General features: G+C 46.0%; 10 protein-coding genes and 3 pseudogenes. 12 read left to right on the forward strand and 1 reads right to left on the reverse strand.

What is annotated here, in order from left to right:
* The first annotated feature begins 4 nt into the window (after positions 1-4).
* The 11 genes and pseudogenes from murE (at position 5) to lpxC (ending at position 13486) form a co-directional block, all read left to right on the forward strand.
* Positions 5-1493: pseudogene (gene murE, locus BLO31_RS00830) on the forward strand (UDP-N-acetylmuramoyl-L-alanyl-D-glutamate--2,6-diaminopimelate ligase).
* Positions 1490-2848: a UDP-N-acetylmuramoyl-tripeptide--D-alanyl-D-alanine ligase gene (locus BLO31_RS00835; RefSeq protein ID WP_070962423.1), complete on the forward strand. Its 1359-nt coding sequence runs from the start codon at positions 1490-1492 to the stop codon at positions 2846-2848. Before murE ends, BLO31_RS00835 begins: the two are co-directional and overlap by 4 nt.
* A complete protein-coding gene (gene mraY, locus BLO31_RS00840; protein WP_070962425.1) occupies positions 2845-3927 on the forward strand; it encodes a phospho-N-acetylmuramoyl-pentapeptide-transferase in 1083 nt (360 codons plus the stop codon). The genes BLO31_RS00835 and mraY overlap by 4 nt, the downstream gene beginning before the upstream one ends.
* A 9-nt stretch (positions 3928-3936) precedes the next feature.
* Positions 3937-5256 carry a UDP-N-acetylmuramoyl-L-alanine--D-glutamate ligase gene (murD, locus tag BLO31_RS00845; protein WP_070962427.1) on the forward strand — a complete coding sequence of 440 codons (1320 nt, stop codon included), beginning with the start codon at positions 3937-3939 and terminating at the stop codon, positions 5254-5256.
* 17 nt (positions 5257-5273) lie between these two features.
* Positions 5274-6455 carry a cell division protein FtsW gene (gene ftsW, locus BLO31_RS00850; protein ID WP_070962619.1) on the forward strand — a complete coding sequence of 394 codons (1182 nt, stop codon included), beginning with the start codon at positions 5274-5276 and terminating at the stop codon, positions 6453-6455.
* Positions 6442-7499: pseudogene (gene murG, locus BLO31_RS00855) on the forward strand (undecaprenyldiphospho-muramoylpentapeptide beta-N-acetylglucosaminyltransferase). Before ftsW ends, murG begins: the two are co-directional and overlap by 14 nt.
* A 13-nt stretch (positions 7500-7512) precedes the next feature.
* Complete coding sequence (gene murC, locus BLO31_RS00860; RefSeq protein ID WP_070962429.1) at positions 7513-8979, forward strand: UDP-N-acetylmuramate--L-alanine ligase; 1467 nt, start codon at positions 7513-7515, stop codon at positions 8977-8979.
* A gap of 174 nt (positions 8980-9153) precedes the next feature.
* Entirely contained in the window at positions 9154-9936 is a 783-nt protein-coding gene (locus BLO31_RS00865) for a cell division protein FtsQ/DivIB (RefSeq protein ID WP_070962431.1), read from the forward strand.
* Positions 9929-11191, forward strand: a complete 1263-nt coding sequence (gene ftsA, locus BLO31_RS00870; RefSeq protein ID WP_070962433.1) for a cell division protein FtsA — start codon at positions 9929-9931, stop codon at positions 11189-11191. The genes BLO31_RS00865 and ftsA overlap by 8 nt, the downstream gene beginning before the upstream one ends.
* Positions 11192-11221: 30 nt before the next feature.
* Positions 11222-12469 (forward strand): cell division protein FtsZ, encoded by a 1248-nt coding sequence (gene ftsZ, locus BLO31_RS00875; protein WP_070962435.1) that lies wholly within the window; start codon positions 11222-11224, stop codon positions 12467-12469.
* Between the two features lie 99 nt (positions 12470-12568).
* Positions 12569-13486 carry a UDP-3-O-acyl-N-acetylglucosamine deacetylase gene (gene lpxC, locus BLO31_RS00880; RefSeq protein WP_070962437.1) on the forward strand — a complete coding sequence of 306 codons (918 nt, stop codon included), beginning with the start codon at positions 12569-12571 and terminating at the stop codon, positions 13484-13486.
* Positions 13487-13548: 62 nt separating this feature from the next.
* On the opposite strand, the pseudogene BLO31_RS00885 reads toward lpxC, so the two are convergent.
* Positions 13549-13994 (reverse strand): annotated as a pseudogene (locus BLO31_RS00885) (DUF721 domain-containing protein).
* Between the two features lie 306 nt (positions 13995-14300).
* Here BLO31_RS00885 and secA point away from each other — a divergent pair.
* On the forward strand, positions 14301-17030 hold the full coding sequence (gene secA / locus BLO31_RS00890) for a preprotein translocase subunit SecA (protein WP_070962439.1): 2730 nt from the start codon (positions 14301-14303) through the stop codon (positions 17028-17030).
* Positions 17031-17109: the final 79 nt, after the last annotated feature.

Genomic DNA, 17109 nt, shown 5'->3' on the forward strand with positions numbered 1-17109 from the left:
GAGTATGAGCACTATGACTTATCTAACTGAGTTGCTTTCTCCTTGGCTTGAGATAGCCGAAGAGAAACTCGCAACCATTAAAGTTCAAACCTTAGAACTAGACAGTCGGAAAATTGTTCAAGGCGATACCTTTGTCGCCATTAAAGGCCATCTAGCGGATGGACGTCAGTATATTGAAAAAGCGATAGCGCTCGGAGCGACGTCGGTACTCGCACAGGCCGATGAGCAATTCCCACATGGACACATCGTTGAGGTGTCCGGTGTTCCTGTTGTTTATATCGAAGATTTAAATACGCAATTATCTTCGATTGCAGTTCGATTCAACCTTTAACGGAAAATAGACTGATTGCTGTCACGGGCACTAATGGTAAAACGACCATTACTCAGTTAATTGCGCAGTGGTTGGAGTTATTGGGCACCCGCACCGCAGTGATGGGCACCACGGGTAATGGTTTTCTCGACCAACTTCAGCCGGCGGTAAACACTACGGGTAACGCGTTGGAAATTCAGAAGTCGCTCGCTGAACTTGAGAAGCAAGGAGCCCAGTATACGGCTCTGGAAGTGTCTTCCCACGGATTAGTACAAGGTCGCGTAAAAGCGCTTTCTTTCGACGTCGGCCTATTTTCTAACTTGAGCCGCGATCACCTTGATTACCACGGCACAATGGAAGAGTACGGAAAAGCTAAGTTTTCTCTTTTTACCGAACACGATTGTAAAAAAGCAGTGGTGAATGCCGACGACAAAGTTGGAGCCACTTGGTTGAGCGGTCATCCCAATGCGCTTGCCGTTTCTCTACAGCCTTTAACAACTATTCACAAAGGCGTTTGGGCGACAGAGGTCGCTTACAGTGAAGCGGGTATTGAACTGACATTTGATGGCTATTTTGGCCAAGGAAACCTCACTAGCCAGCTTATCGGCGAGTTCAATGCCTCAAATCTGATGCTTGCATTTGCAGCTTTGCTTGAACTCGGCTTTGATAAGCAAGCTCTAGTGGACACCTGTAGTCAGCTCAAACCAGTATTGGGGCGTATGGAGCTGTTTAGTTCAAAGGGGCAAGCTAAGGTTGTTGTCGATTATGCTCACACTCCCGATGCACTTGAAAAAGCATTGTCTGCTTTACGAGTGCATTGTCATGGTGAACTATGGTCTATTGTTGGTTGTGGTGGCGAGCGCGACAAAGGCAAACGTCCTATGATGCGGAAATCGCCGAGAGGCTTGGTGATAAAGTGATCCTCAGTGATGACAACCCAAGAAGTGAATTACCACAAGAGATCATTCAAGATATGCTCGCTGGATTGCGAACACCTGAAAACGCATTTGTCGAACACGACAGATATCAGGCCTTAAAGCTGGCCTTAGAGCATTCTTCAGAAAAAGACATAATATTACTTGCTGGCAAAGGCCACGAAGATTATCAAGTACTCAAGGATAAGACTGTCCACTACTCGGACAGAGAGTCGGCAATAGATTTATTAGGATTAGACAAGGCATGATTTCGATCTCTTTAAGCCAAATTGAAACTGCGGTTTCCGGAGAACTTGTTGGCCAAGACAAAGTTATTAACTCTGTTTCCACGGACACAAGGGCAATTGAAAACGATGCGCTGTTTATTGCTCTTGTGGGCGAGCGGTTTGACGCTCATGATTTTGCTCAAAAAGCGGTTGACTCGGGCGCGGGTGCGCTAATTGTCAGCAGAAAGCTAGACATTGACGTACCACAGATCCTCGTAAAAGATACCAAACAAGCCTTGGGTAAGTTGGGGGCGCTTGTGCATCACAGTTGTGATACGCCAACTATTGCCATTACGGGTAGTTGTGGCAAAACGACGGTGAAAGAAATGGTAGCGAGCATACTGGCATATAAAGGCCAAGTGATGTTTACCGCTGGTAACTTTAACAATGATATTGGTGTGCCATTAACACTTTTGCGTTCTACACCAGAAGACGACTTTGCCGTTATTGAACTGGGTGCTAACCACATTGGTGAGATAGCCTATACCACCGAGCTAGTTCAGCCGGATGTTGCTTTGGTAAATAACGTAGCAGCGGCACACTTAGAGGGCTTTGGTTCTATTGATGGTGTAAAACAGGCAAAAGGTGAGATCTATCAGGGACTAAAAGCCGGTTCGACAGCCTTGGTTAACCTCGATAGCCAAGGTGGGGGTTATTGGGATTCTGTTCTGAGAGATAAACAGGTAAGAACCTTGTCCATGACCAATACGGATGCGGACTTTTACCCCACTGATATTGAGCTGACCGCTCAAGGCCACGCACATTTTGTATTGCACACACCACAAGGCTCAGCGAAGGTCAAACTTGGTATTGTAGGTAAGCACAACATTGCCAATGCCTTAGCGGCCGCGGCTCTTGCGTTGGAAATGGGCAGTGACTTAGCTTCAATCGTGACAGGTTTAGCTGATGTTAAACCGGTAAAAGGTCGCGTAGAAGTGATAGAGCTTACGCCGAAACTGACATTGATTGATGACAGCTATAATGCCAGTGTTCCAGCAATGAAAGCCGCAGTAGAACTACTGTCTGGGTTTGAATCAAATCGCTGGTTGGTGTTGGGTAATATGGCTGAGATGGGTGAAGAAAGTCTTGAACTTCACCGTGAAGTCGGTAAACATGCTGCCCCATTCAAGTTCGAGCAGGTTCTAACGTATGGGGATGATACCAAAGCCATCAGCGATGTCTGCGGCGGTAAGCACTTCCTAACACACCAAGAATTGATCGATTTTATCCAAAATGAATTAGATGTTGCTTCAACAACCAATACTATCTTGGTGAAAGGGGCACTGAGTGCTCAAATGAGCCAAGTAGCTGAAGCTGTAAAGGAGATGTATTCATGATTATTTGGCTCGCGGAGCTGCTACAGCCATATTTTTCTTTTTTCAGGTTGTTCGAATACCTGTCATTTAGAGCCATTGTCAGTGTTATTACCGCATTAGGGATCTCCCTCTGGATGGGGCCTAAGTTGATAAAGCGTTTGCAGATGTTGCAAATAGGACAAGTTGTTCGCAACGAAGGGCCAGAGTCGCACTTTAGTAAACGCGGTACGCCTACCATGGGTGGAATCATGATCCTAACGGCGATTGTAATGACGGTATTGCTTTGGACAGATCTTTCAAACCCCTATGTCTGGGCGGTGATCTTTGTCTTGCTCGGCTATGGCGCAGTGGGTTTTGTCGATGATTATCGCAAAGTGGTTCGCAAGAATACTGATGGTCTGATTGCGCGCTGGAAATACTTTTGGCAATCCGCCATAGCACTTGTCGTTGCGTTTGCTCTATATGCTCATGGTAAAGATACCGCAGCTACCCAGCTTGTGGTGCCATTCTTTAAAGATGTCATGCCTCAGTTAGGCTTGTTTTACATCGTATTTACCTATTTTGTCATAGTTGGTACCAGCAACGCGGTTAACCTAACCGATGGTCTAGATGGTTTAGCCATTATGCCTACGGTGCTTGTTTCGGCGGGCTTTGCGGCAATTGCATGGGCAACGGGTAACGTCAACTTTGCCAATTACCTTCATATACCGCATATACCAGAGGCGTCGGAACTCGTCATTGTCTGTACTGCGATTGTTGGCGCCGGATTAGGCTTTTTGTGGTTTAACACATACCCAGCTCAAGTCTTTATGGGTGATGTGGGTTCGTTAGCACTGGGAGGCGCACTTGGTACCATTGCAGTGTTAGTACGCCAAGAATTTGTGCTGGTGATTATGGGTGGTGTATTTGTAATGGAAACCCTGTCGGTTATTTTGCAAGTCGGGTCCTATAAGCTTCGCGGCCAGCGTATTTTCCGTATGGCTCCTATCCATCACCACTATGAACTTAAAGGCTGGCCTGAGCCACGAGTGATCGTTCGCTTTTGGATTATCTCGATTGTTTTGGTCTTGATCGGCTTAGCTACGCTAAAAGTTCGTTAAAGGCAGATTATGTCAAAGTGGCAAAGCATAGATAAAGTCGTTGTTGTAGGGCTCGGGATCACCGGGCTCTCTGTACTGGAACACCTTAAAAGGGTAGACAAGCCTCTTGATGTTAGAGTGATCGACACGCGTGAAACTCCGCCTGGGGCGGACAAAGTTCCCGCTGATGTCGAGACCCATTTTGGAAGCTGGAACCTAGATTGGTTGTTAAATGCCGATCTGGTGGTAGCAAACCCAGGGATCGCCTTGGCAACTGCCGAGATTCAGCAAACGCTCAACAAGGGGATCCCCGTTGTTGGTGATATTGAGCTATTCGCATGGCAGGTGAATAAACCGGTTATCGCTATTACCGGCTCAAATGGCAAGAGCACGGTTACCGACCTTATGGGCGTTGCAGCCAATGCGGCTGGAGTCAATGCGGCTATCGGTGGTAATATTGGTGTACCTGCATTGGATTTGTTAAAAGAAGACCGAGACCTCTACATTTTAGAACTTTCCAGTTTTCAGTTAGAAACCACGTCATCACTTGAACTTGTCTGTGCCGCTTTCCTTAATCTTTCCGAAGACCACATGGACCGTTATATCGGTATGGACGATTATCGTCAGGCTAAATTACGCATTTTTGACCATGCGAAACACTGTGTTGTCAATGCTGATGATAGGGCTACCTATCCCGAATCCTCTCAACATCTTTTAACTGAGTTTAGCCTTTCTGGTGACACTGAGTTCGGGATTGAGCGTGTGGGTGGGAATGACCAATTAATTCACAATGGTGAAACCATAGTAGTGAGCAGTGAACTTGCTTTAGTGGGTCAGCATAATGTGGCAAATGTACTTGTGGTTCTTGCACTGCTTCACAACGCGGGTATTGATTACCACAAAGCGTTGGGTGCGATAAAGTCCTATTCAGGATTGACTCATCGATGTCAGGTCGTCGCCGACCGCAAAGGCGTAAAGTGGGTCAACGACTCAAAAGCGACAAATGTCGCGAGTACATTGGCTGCTTTATCTGGGCTCTCTCTTTCTGGACAGCTATATCTTCTCGTGGGCGGTGTAGGGAAAGGGGCTGATTTCTCTGACTTAGCTCCAGTATTAGAACCGCTAGCCATACAGTTATGCTGTTTTGGAGCCGATGGGAACGAGTTCTTATCTCTACATCCAAGTGCTAAACGTTTTGATACCATGGAGGAGATTGTCGAGTGGCTTTCACCTAAGTTGGTTGAAGGCGATATGGTAATGTTGTCACCAGCGTGTGCCAGTTTTGATCAGTTCAGTAACTTTATGGCTCGCGGAGAGGCCTTTACTCAATTGGCGAAGCAATATGCTTGATACTAGAGAGTGTTGAGATGATGAACCCGTTTACTATCAGCAAAGAATGGCTATCGCGCTCGGCGCCAGAAGCACTTTTTGATCGTCAGCTAGTCTGGATATCGCTCGGCTTGATGTTAACGGGTTTAGTCATGGTTACGTCGGCCTCTTTTCCCATCAGTTCACGGTTAACCGACCAACCCTTTCACTTTATGATTCGCCACGCGATCTTCTTGTGCCTTGCTTTGGGGACAGCAACCGTGGTGGTTCAAGTGCCTTTGCGAAAGTGGTTGGACTACAGCTCTTTGCTCTTGGGTCTGTCAATTTTCTTATTGCTGGTCGTTTTGGTGGCCGGTAAATCTGTTAATGGCGCCGCACGATGGATACCTCTGGGGTTGTTTAACTTACAACCTGCAGAAGTGGCTAAGCTCTCACTGTTTATCTTTATGTCTGGCTACTTGGTACGCAAACACGAAGAGGTTCGAGAAACCTTCTTTGGTGGGTTTATAAAACCAATTATGGTGTTTGGAACTTTAGCGAGTTTATTGCTATTGCAGCCTGACTTAGGCACGGTAGTAGTGATGCTGGTAACCTTGTTTGGGATGCTGTTTATTGCTGGTGCAAAGCTAGTCCAGTTTTTGGGTCTGCTAGTCGTAGGTATTGCCGCCGTTGTCGGGCTCATTCTGATAGAGCCGTATCGCGTTCGACGTGTAACCTCATTTTTAAACCCTTGGGATGACCCGTTTGGAAGTGGATATCAACTTACTCAATCGCTAATGGCCTTTGGTCGAGGAGATTGGTTTGGGCAAGGTTTGGGGAACTCAATCCAAAAGTTGGAATACTTGCCAGAAGCTCATACAGACTTTGTTTTCGCCGTACTTGGTGAAGAACTGGGCTTCGTTGGCGTTGTCTTAGTGCTAATGTTGATCTTTAGTTTGGTGCTAAAAGCTATCTTTATCGGTCGAAGAGCGTTCGAACAAGAGCAGATCTTTGGTGGTTATCTCGCTTTTGGCATTGGCATTTGGTTTGCCTTCCAAACATTGGTTAATGTTGGGGCTGCTTTAGGAATTGTTCCTACCAAAGGACTCACCTTGCCTTTGATCAGTTACGGTGGTTCTAGTTTGATAATAATGGCAGTGGCAGTTTCTATTTTATTGCGTATTGACCACGAAACTCGCTTATATGGCGAAGAAGTAATAGTTGAAAATGACAAAGAATAAAAGACTCATGGTAATGGCTGGAGGCACTGGTGGACACGTATTCCCCGGACTTGCCGTTGCTAAAAAGTTACAAGAAGAAGGGTGGGAAATTCGCTGGCTAGGTACCGAGGATCGCATGGAAGCCGATCTCGTTCCTCAACACGGTATTGAAATTGACTTTATTAAAGTCAAAGGCCTACGTGGACAAGGAGTTACTCGCCTGCTTGCCGCACCTTTTCAGATTTTAAATGCCGTTCTTCAAGCGAAAAAGCACATTAAGCGTTGGCAACCCGATGCCGTGTTAGGCATGGGGGGCTATGTAAGTGGCCCCGGCGGTATCGCCGCTTGGTTGAGCGGAGTTCCCGTTGTCTTACACGAGCAAAATGCTGTTGCAGGATTGACGAATCAATGGCTTGCTAAGATCGCGAAAAAAGTGTTCCAAGCCTTTCCCGGCGCATTTGATAATGCTGAAGTGTGGGAAACCCAGTGCGCCAAGACGTGTGCGAAATTGATCCCCCTTCAAAGCGATTGAATGGCCGTGAAGGTCCGATACGCCTGTTAGTTATGGGTGGAAGTCAGGGGGCGAGGATCCTCAACCAAACACTTCCCGAGACAATGGCACTGCTAGGCGACGGTTATGAAATTCGTCATCAAGCTGGTAAGAACAACGCCGATGAAGTGATTAGCCTTTATCAAAGCGCTGATGTAAAAAACGCGCAAGTGACTGAATTTATCAATGATGTCGCTCAAGCTTATGAGTGGGCCGATTTGGTAGTATGCCGTTCTGGTGCTTTGACAGTCTCGGAAGTATCCGCCGCTGGAGTTGGCGCTATTTTTGTTCCATTTATGCATAAAGACCGTCAACAGGCGCTCAATGCGGATCATTTAGTCGAGTGCGGCGCAGCAAAAATGATTGAACAACCAGAGCTCAGCACCGATAAGTTGGCAAATCAGATACGCGTCCTTGACCGTCAAGCCTTGTGCGTTATGGCACAAAGTGCCAGGGAAGCAGCCATCACAGACGCAGATAAACGAGTTGCTCAGGCGATCAAAGTAATTGCCTAGTATTGAGAGAAATATGACTATTCAACACACACAAGATCTTGCCCAGATTAGGGCTATGGTGCCGGAGATGCGCCGAGTAAAATGCATTCACTTTATCGGTATCGGTGGCGCTGGTATGAGTGGGATTGCGGAAGTACTTCTCAATGAAGGCTACAAAATTACTGGCTCTGATATTGCGCAAAACGCAGTAACGGAAAGACTCGCTTCTAAAGGAGCAACGATCTACATCGGCCATGAAGAACAAAATGTTCAGGACGCGAGCGTAGTAGTGGTCTCTACTGCTATCAATGAAGAAAATCCTGAAATAAAAGCGGCAAGAGCAGCTCGAACTCCCGTTGTTCGACGCGCTGAAATGCTCGCTGAGTTAATGCGCTTTAGACACGGCATAGCAGTTGCGGGTACTCATGGTAAAACCACGACAACCGCTCTAGTCACTCAAATTTATTCAGAAGCTGGACTGGATCCAACTTTTGTTAATGGTGGATTGGTTAAAAGTGCTGGCACCAATGCTCGATTGGGATCTAGCCGAATCCTTATCGCCGAAGCCGATGAAAGTGATGCGTCATTCCTTCACTTGCAGCCAATGGTGAGCATAGTGACTAATATTGAAGCTGACCATATGGACACCTATGGTGGTGACTTTGAGACGCTAAAACAAACCTTTATCGATTTTCTACACAACCTCCCATTTTACGGCCAAGCTATTTTGTGTATTGATGATCCTGTTGTTCGAGAGCTTATTCCTCGTGTCAGCAGGCAAGTGATCACTTATGGGTTCTCGGAAGATGCTGACGTTCGCATCGAAAACTATCGCCAGCAAGGCCAGCAAGGTAAGTTTACTGTTGTTCGTGCAGGGAAAGAAAACCTCGATATTACGCTTAATATCCCCGGTAGACATAACGCGCTGAATGCCGCAGCTGCAATCGCAGTTGCGACGGAAGACGATATCTCCGACAAAGCGATTTTATCGGCGATGGCGGGTACGCAGGGGACTGGTCGTCGATTCGAACATTTAGGTGAGTTTGACACTGGGAATGGCAGTGCGATGCTGGTTGACGATTATGGTCATCACCCAACAGAAGTGGATGTGACCATCAAAGCGGCGAGAAGTGGATGGGAAGAAAAACGTTTAGTGATGGTTTTTCAGCCGCATCGATACAGCAGAACAAGAGATCTTTATGACGATTTTGCCAATGTGTTAGAGCAAGTCGATGTGTTAGTGATGTTAGATGTTTATTCTGCAGGTGAGAAACCTATATCTGGTGCAGATAGTCGCTCTTTGTGCCGAACTATTAGAAGTCGAGGCAAAATTGATCCGATTTTTGTACCAGATGGAGATACCTTACCTTCTGTTTTAGCTAATGTTTTACAAGAAGGTGACTTAGTTCTTACCCAAGGTGCTGGAGATGTAGGCAAAGTGGCTAAACAACTCGCAGCGTTGGAGTTGAACATTGAAAAGATGCAAAATTCTCAGCAATAAACGAACTTTTACCAATCTTTAACGATTTTCTTCTGTTTATGCGAGGATTTCTCACTTTCAGTATTTGATACTTTTAGTGACGCCAGTATAATCCGAAGGTTAAAGTAGCTGCTTTATGGCTACTGAGTATGCGATAGGGATGAGTTTTACCATTTACGGCAAGGGCAACGGACTTTGAATGACTCTGTAATAGACGAAGGCCGTCGTTTTACCCAATCACCACTAGTAAAACGTCATACGTTAGGTATGAGTTTTTTGCTGGTGGTTTTGCTGTTGATTGGTTCTCTTCTTTATTCGACACTCTCTTGGATGTGGGATGACCAGCGTCTGCCATTGTCACGCATTGTGATAGAAGGCGAATTGCAATACGTTCAGCCATTGGATGTTCAACGAGCCTTAGCTCAGTTAGAACACGTGGGCACTTTTATGTCACAGGACATTAAAGATGTTCAGAACGCAGTGGAGCAGATCCCTTGGGTTTCTCATGCCGCTATACGAAAGCAGTGGCCAGAAACCATCAAGATATTCTTAACCGAATATCACGCAGAAGCGATTTGGAATGGTCAGTGGTTGCTCAACGAGCAAGGTGTGGTCTTTAACGGCGATATCGGGCAACTAACGGAAGAGAGAGTTAAGCTATATGGGCCAAAGAACTCTAGCGAAGAGGTTTTGGCTCAGTGGCGTGATTTATCAAAGAAGTTAAAACCGTTGGAGCTTGAGATCAGCTCCTTGGTTTTAAATGAGAGACGCGCCTGGCAGATCATTCTTGCCAATGGTATCCGGCTAGAACTAGGCAAGGGTGCGATTGAAGAAAGAACAAAGCGATTTATTACCCTCTATCAGAAATTGGGTAACAAAACGCAGAAAATTAGCTATATCGACCTTAGGTATGACACGGGAGCCGCTGTTGGCTGGTTTCCTGAAGAAGAACTAGAACAAGAGATTGCAGATGACTAAGACCGCTGATGACAACATTATTGTTGGTCTCGATATCGGTACAGCAAGTGTTTCGGCGTTGGTCGGTGAGCTGTTACCTGATGGTCAAATAAATATTATCGGTGCCGGCACCAGTCCATCTCGTGGGATGGACAAGGGTGGCGTAAACGATCTTGAATCTGTTGTGAAATCCGTTCAGCGTGCCATTGGTCAGGCTGAACTGATGGCAGAGTGCCAAATTAGCAACGTATATCTCTCCCTCTCTGGTAAGCACATTGCCAGCCGTATTGAAAAAGGGATGGGTACGATTTCTGACGAGGAAGTTTCTCAAGAGGACATGGATCGCGTGATCCACACTGCGAAGTCGATCAAAATTGGTGACGAACAACGCATTCTCCACGTCATTCCTCAGGAATTTACGATAGATTATCAAGAAGGGATTAAAAACCCGCTAGGTTTATCAGGTGTGCGCATGGAAGTCAGCGTACATCTAATTTCTTGCCATAATGATATGGCGAGAAACATTATTAAAGCCGTTGAGCGCTGTAACTTAAAAGTAGAACAATTAGTTTACTCTGGTTTAGCAGCGAGCAACGCCGTCATCACTGAAGATGAAAGAGAACTCGGCGTTTGTGTCGTCGATATCGGCGCAGGCACAATGGATGTATCAATTTGGACCGGTGGGGCGCTTCGCCACACTGAAGTATTTTCTTACGCGGGAAATGCTGTGACCAGTGACATCGCATTTGCATTTGGAACGCCAGTCAGTGATGCAGAAGAAATTAAGGTGAAACATGGCTGTGCTCTTAGTGAGCTAGTCAGCAAGGACGACACCGTTAACGTTCCAAGTGTAGGTGGGCGACCATCTAGAAGTTTGCAAAGACAAACTCTATCTGAGGTGATTGAACCTAGATACACTGAATTGATGGGATTAGTTAACAAAACTATCGATACCGTTCAAGAGAAGCTTCGCTCCGAGGGCATCAAACACCACCTTGCAGCTGGTGTAGTGCTGACTGGTGGCGCAGCTCAGATTGAAGGTTTGATAGAATGCGCGGAACGAGTATTCCGCAACCAAGTTAGGGTCGGTAAACCTCTAGAGGTAAGCGGGCTAACTGACTACGTAAAAGAGCCGTATCACTCTACGGCAGTGGGTTTACTTCATTATGCAAGAGACAGTCAAATTAATGACGAGTCCGAGTACCACGAACCAAAGCGTCCACCAGTGACAAATTGGCTAGGTAGCTTGCGTAATTGGATAAGAAAAGAATTTTAACCTGAGCAGCAGGATTGACGGAGATAACACATGTTTGAACCGATGATGGAAATGTCTGACGACGCGGTAATAAAAGTCGTTGGGGTTGGTGGCGGTGGCGGCAATGCCGTTGAGCACATGGTGCGTGAATCCATAGAAGGTGTGGAATTCATCAGCATCAATACGGATGCTCAAGCCTTGAGAAAAACCAGTGTAAATACCGTAATTCAAATTGGTGGCGATATCACCAAAGGTCTAGGTGCTGGTGCAAACCCTCAAGTAGGACGTGACGCTGCTCTCGAAGATCGAGAAAGAATTAAAGAAGTTTTATCTGGTGCCGATATGGTATTTGTCGCAGCCGGTATGGGTGGCGGAACAGGTACAGGTGCAGCGCCAGTGATTGCTGAAGTTGCAAAAGAACTCGGTGTTCTAACTGTAGCTGTCGTGACAAAGCCGTTTAGCTTCGAAGGGAAAAAGCGTTTAGCGTTTGCTGAGCAAGGTATTGAAGAGCTGTCTAAGAACGTTGACTCTTTGATCACTATTCCAAACGAGAAGCTTCTAAAGGTTCTAGGTCGCGGAATTACCCTACTGGAAGCGTTTGCGAGTGCTAACGACGTACTTAAGAATGCAGTTCAAGGTATTGCGGAACTGATTACTCGTCCGGGCATGATCAACGTCGACTTTGCGGATGTTCGCACCGTAATGTCGGAAATGGGTCACGCAATGATGGGTAGCGGTATCGCAAAAGGTGAAGACCGAGCGGAAGAAGCGGCAGAAATGGCAATTTCTAGCCCACTTCTAGAAGATATCGATCTCGCCGGAGCTCGTGGTGTTCTAGTGAACATTACTGCTGGCCTAGATATGCGTTTAGACGAGTTTGAAACTGTAGGTAATACAGTTAAAGCGTTCGCTTCTGACAATGCTACGGTGGTAATTGGTACTTCTTTAGACCCTGATATGGCTGAAGAAATTCGAGTTACAGTTGTCGCAACTGGCATCGGTAATGAGAAAAAACCGGATATCACATTGGTGTCGAACACTGGCGCTAATAAAGTGAAGCCAGCTACGGCTCCAGCACCGGTCACTCCGGCAGTTCCAAAGACTGAAGAGGTGGCAAAGGAAGAAGTGGATCAAACTTTGCAAGGAAATCCAGCAGCGCCAAAAAATTCTACGCCAAATAGTGGAACTACTGGTGCAGCAGCAGGTCATAGTAACGGACCGGCTCAGCAAACCAAGCCTGAAGAAGACGAGGCCGGTTACTTGGATATCCCAGCTTTCTTACGTCGTCAGGCAGATTGAGAAATCAACAAAATTTGACAGCGTTGAATTTTGTGATACGATTCGCGGCCAATGTAGCACATTAACCGTGACTTGTAGTACTAACACAGAGGTAAGCAGATGATTAAACAGCGTACTCTGAAAGAGATGGTGAAAACGACTGGTGTGGGTCTCCACTCCGGAAGAAAAGTAACACTCACTCTTCGACCAGCTGCTGCAAACACAGGTGTTTTATATCGCCGAACTGACGTAAACCCTCCGGTGGATTTTCCAGCGGATCCAGCGTCTGTACGCGATACAATGCTATGTACTGCCTTAGTTAATGATGACGGTGTGCGCATTTCAACGGTTGAGCATTTAAACGCTGCTCTTGCTGGAATGGGTATCGACAACGTGATTGTTGAGGTTGACGCGCCAGAAATTCCAATTATGGATGGTAGTGCAAGTCCTTTTGTTTTCTTACTTCAGCAAGCTGGAGTGGAAGAGCAAAATGCAGCGAAGCGCTTTATTCGAATTAAGAAACCAGTGCGTTTTGAAGACGAAGATAAGTGGGCCGAATTTGTTCCATTTAACGGCTTCCGCATGGATTTCGAAATCGAATTTAACCACCCTGCGATTGAGGCGGATGAACAGCACCTTCTGTTTGATTTCTCATCTCAAGGCTTTGTAAAAGATATTTCACGAGCACGTACCTTCGGGTTTATGCGTGATATTGAGTACTTACAGTCTCAGAATCTATGTCTGGGCGGAAGCTTTGATTGTGCGATAGTACTAGACGATTACCGAATTCTTAATGAAGAAGGTCTACGCTTTGACAACGAGTTTGTTGTGCACAAAGTACTAGATGCGATTGGCGACCTATACATGTGTGGTCACCCAATCATTGGTGAGTTCCGTGCCTTTAAGTCAGGTCATGGTCTCAACAACCAGCTTCTACGCGCAGTACTTGCTGATCAAGAAGCGTGGGAATGGGTAACGTTCGAAGAGGAAGAAGTTTCTCCAGTCGCTTTTGGCGAGCCGAACATGGTACTAGCGTAAGCACCCAAGATTGATTGTAAAAAGCCAGACTCAAGTCTGGCTTTTTTTGATCGTGACGTTGACTACTTTTTGTCAGCGAGGCGAGCTAAGCTCTCTAATCTTGCCTTAACTTTTGGTGGGGCATTTTGTGCCACCATGTTTAAACAAGCAGCCGCATGGTGGGAAAGGGGTTCTCTCGACTTTTCTTGTTTATTGTCTCGATTGATGTAGAGTGCAGGGTTGACTTCGATATCAATGCCAGTCAGTTTGGCGAAGCTTGTGACCTAAGTTGATTAAGAATGTTAAGACGTTCGAAGTTAAGTTTGTGTCTTATAGCGGCACTTGCAACTTCGATAATTAAAAAACCACCGCGGATATTTGCCACACGGCAATGTTTTTCCGTTCCTCTGGGCAACATAGGTGCGAGCGCTTTTTGAATCGCAAGTATGCTTTCAGCGTGCTGCTGAATATTTCCTAAGCGGCTTTTACCAACCAGATCTGAGGTTAGGGTAGGTCGATGGTCTCTCATATTGTCCAACTGCGATGTTCACTAAAGGCATTTTAGCCTATCGAAGCGTTAAACACAGCAGTAAACGGCTTTAATAATCGCCACTAAACCAGCAAAAATAAAGAATGCTTCAAACAAATGACTTTGTTATTGGTTGTTATAAAGAAAATTCCTTACACTAAGCGCCCCTAGCCTTGAATTTATCAGTTCTCATCACAATATCTGTGGTAAATGATTTATCTCAGTGTTCTTAGTTTAAAACTGGTAGAGACTGAAGGCATATGAAGTGGGTCTACGGGACCCGAAGGTAAGAGAGATTCACAGCAAATGATTACTAAGCTACTGACAAAGGTAATTGGCAGTCGCAATGACAGAACACTGCGCCGCTTAAGAAAAATAGTAAAAGAGATTAATAACTACGAGCCGACCTTTGAAGCACTTTCTGATGAAGAGCTAAAAGCAAAAACGGTTGAGTTTCGTCAACGCTTAGAACAAGGTGAAACACTGGAGAAAGTTCTTCCAGAAGCATTTGCGACTGTTCGTGAAGCATCTAAGCGTGTATACGGTATGCGTCACTTCGACGTTCAGCTAATCGGTGGTATGGTTTTGAACAATGGCCAAATCGCTGAGATGCGCACTGGTGAAGGTAAAACCCTAACGGCAACCTTGCCTGCTTATCTAAATGCACTTCCGGGTAAAGGCGTACACATAGTTACAGTGAACGATTACCTAGCCAAGCGAGATGCGGAGACAAACCGTCCACTATTCGAATTTTTAGGTATGACAGTTGGCGTTAACGTGCCAAACATGCCTCCTCAAGAGAAAAAAGAAGCTTATCAAGCGGATATTCTTTACGGAACAAACAACGAGTTTGGTTTCGACTACCTGCGCGACAACATGGCATTTCGCAGTGAAGACCGCGTACAGCGTGAACGCTTCTTTGCTGTTGTCGATGAGGTTGACTCAATCCTTATCGATGAAGCGCGTACTCCACTGATTATTTCTGGGCCTGCAGAAGACAGTTCAGATCTTTATATCCGTATCAATACGCTGATCCCTAATTTGGTTAAGCAAGACCAAGAGGACTCGGAAGAGTACCGCGGAGACGGCCACTACACGGTGGATGAAAAGTCGAAGCAAGTGTATCTAACCGAAAATGGTCAAGAGTTTGTCGAAGAGCTAATGATCAAAAACGGTATGATGGAAGAAGGGGATACCCTTTACTCTCCTGCTAACATCAGTTTGCTACATCACGTTCACGCTGCGCTTCGTGCCCATGTGCTTTTCGAGCGCAATGTAGATTACATTGTTTCCGATGAAGGTGAAGTGGTTATCGTTGACGAACACACTGGTCGTACTATGGCTGGACGTCGATGGTCTGAAGGTCTTCACCAAGCGATTGAAGCGAAAGAAGGCGTTAAGATCCAGAACGAAAACCAAACACTGGCATCTATCACATTCCAGAACTACTTCCGCTTATACGAAAAACTGTCAGGTATGACAGGTACGGCAGATACAGAAGCATTCGAATTCCAGTCAATCTATGGCCTTGAAACGGTTGTCATTCCAACCAATAAACCTATGGTTCGCGATGACATGCCAGATGTGGTTTATCGCACCGAGGGCGAGAAGTTCAATGCCATTATCGAAGATATTAAAGAGCGTGTAGAGAAAGGCCAACCAATCTTGGTTGGTACCGTATCGATCGAAAAATCGGAACTGCTTTCCAACGCACTTAAGAAAGGTAAGATCAAACACAACGTTCTCAACGCTAAGTTCCACGAAAAAGAAGCCGAAATCGTTGCTGAAGCGGGTAAACCGGGCTCAGTTACCATCGCGACAAACATGGCAGGTCGTGGTACCGATATCGTGCTGGGCGGTAGCTGGCAGGCAAAAGTTGACTCAATGAAAGAGCCAACTCAAGAGCAGATCGACGCGATTAAAGCGGATTGGAAAATTGTTCACGACAAAGTACTCGAAGCTGGCGGTTTACATATCATTGGTACAGAGCGTCATGAATCTCGCCGTATCGATAACCAGTTGCGTGGTCGTTCAGGTCGTCAGGGTGATGCTGGTTCTTCCCGTTTCTATCTTTCAATGGAAGACTCACTACTGCGTATCTTTACGTCTGAGCGCATGGCTAGCCTTATTCAAAGTGGCATGGAAGAAGGCGAAGCGATTGAGAGTAAGATGCTATCTCGCTCAATCGAAAAAGCGCAGCGCAAAGTGGAAGGTCGCAACTTCGATATCCGTAAACAGCTTCTAGAGTACGATGACGTTGCTAACGATCAGCGTAAAGTCGTATACGAATTACGTGACGAGTTGATGAGTGTCGATGATATCAGTGACATGATTGAGCAAAACCGCGCAGATGTATTGAGTGATGTGATCGATGGGTACATTCCGCCTCAATCTCTTGAGGATATGTGGGATGTTCCAGGGTTAGAAGAACGCCTGAAGAACGACTTCGACCTTGATGCTCCAATAGCTCAATGGCTTGAAGAAGATGACAAGTTATACGAAGAAGCCCTTCGCGAGAAGATCCTTGAAACTGCCGTTGCGGTTTACAAAGAGAAAGAAGAAGTGGTTGGCGAACAAGTGCTTCGCAACTTCGAAAAATCTGTCATGCTGCAAACTCTTGATACCTTGTGGAAAGAGCACCTAGCGGCGATGGATCACCTTCGTCAAGGTATTCACCTACGTGGCTATGCTCAGAAGAACCCTAAGCAAGAGTACAAGCGTGAGTCATTTGAACTGTTTGAAGGTTTGTTAGATGCGCTTAAGTCTGATGTAATCACTATCTTGTCTAAAGTACGAGTACAGCAGCAAGAAGAAGTTGAGCGTATGGAAGCCCAGCGCAGAGCTCAGGCTGAAGAAGCGGCTCGACGCGCGCGTGCGCAACATGCAAGTGCAGAAAATCCTCTATCTGATGGTAGTGAAGAAGAAGCGAAAGGTCAGCAACCTATGGTACGCGAAGAGCGCAAAATAGGTCGCAACGATCCTTGTCCATGTGGCAGTGGCAAAAAGTACAAACAGTGTCACGGCAAGATTGCCTAATTTAACTATCTGAATAAAAAGAGTCGCTATTAGCGGCTCTTTTTTTAGTAGCCTCATACTTGTTAGGGCTACTTGAATT

This window comes from Vibrio sonorensis, assembly GCF_001854765.1.
GTDB lineage: Bacteria > Pseudomonadota > Gammaproteobacteria > Enterobacterales > Vibrionaceae > Vibrio > Vibrio sonorensis.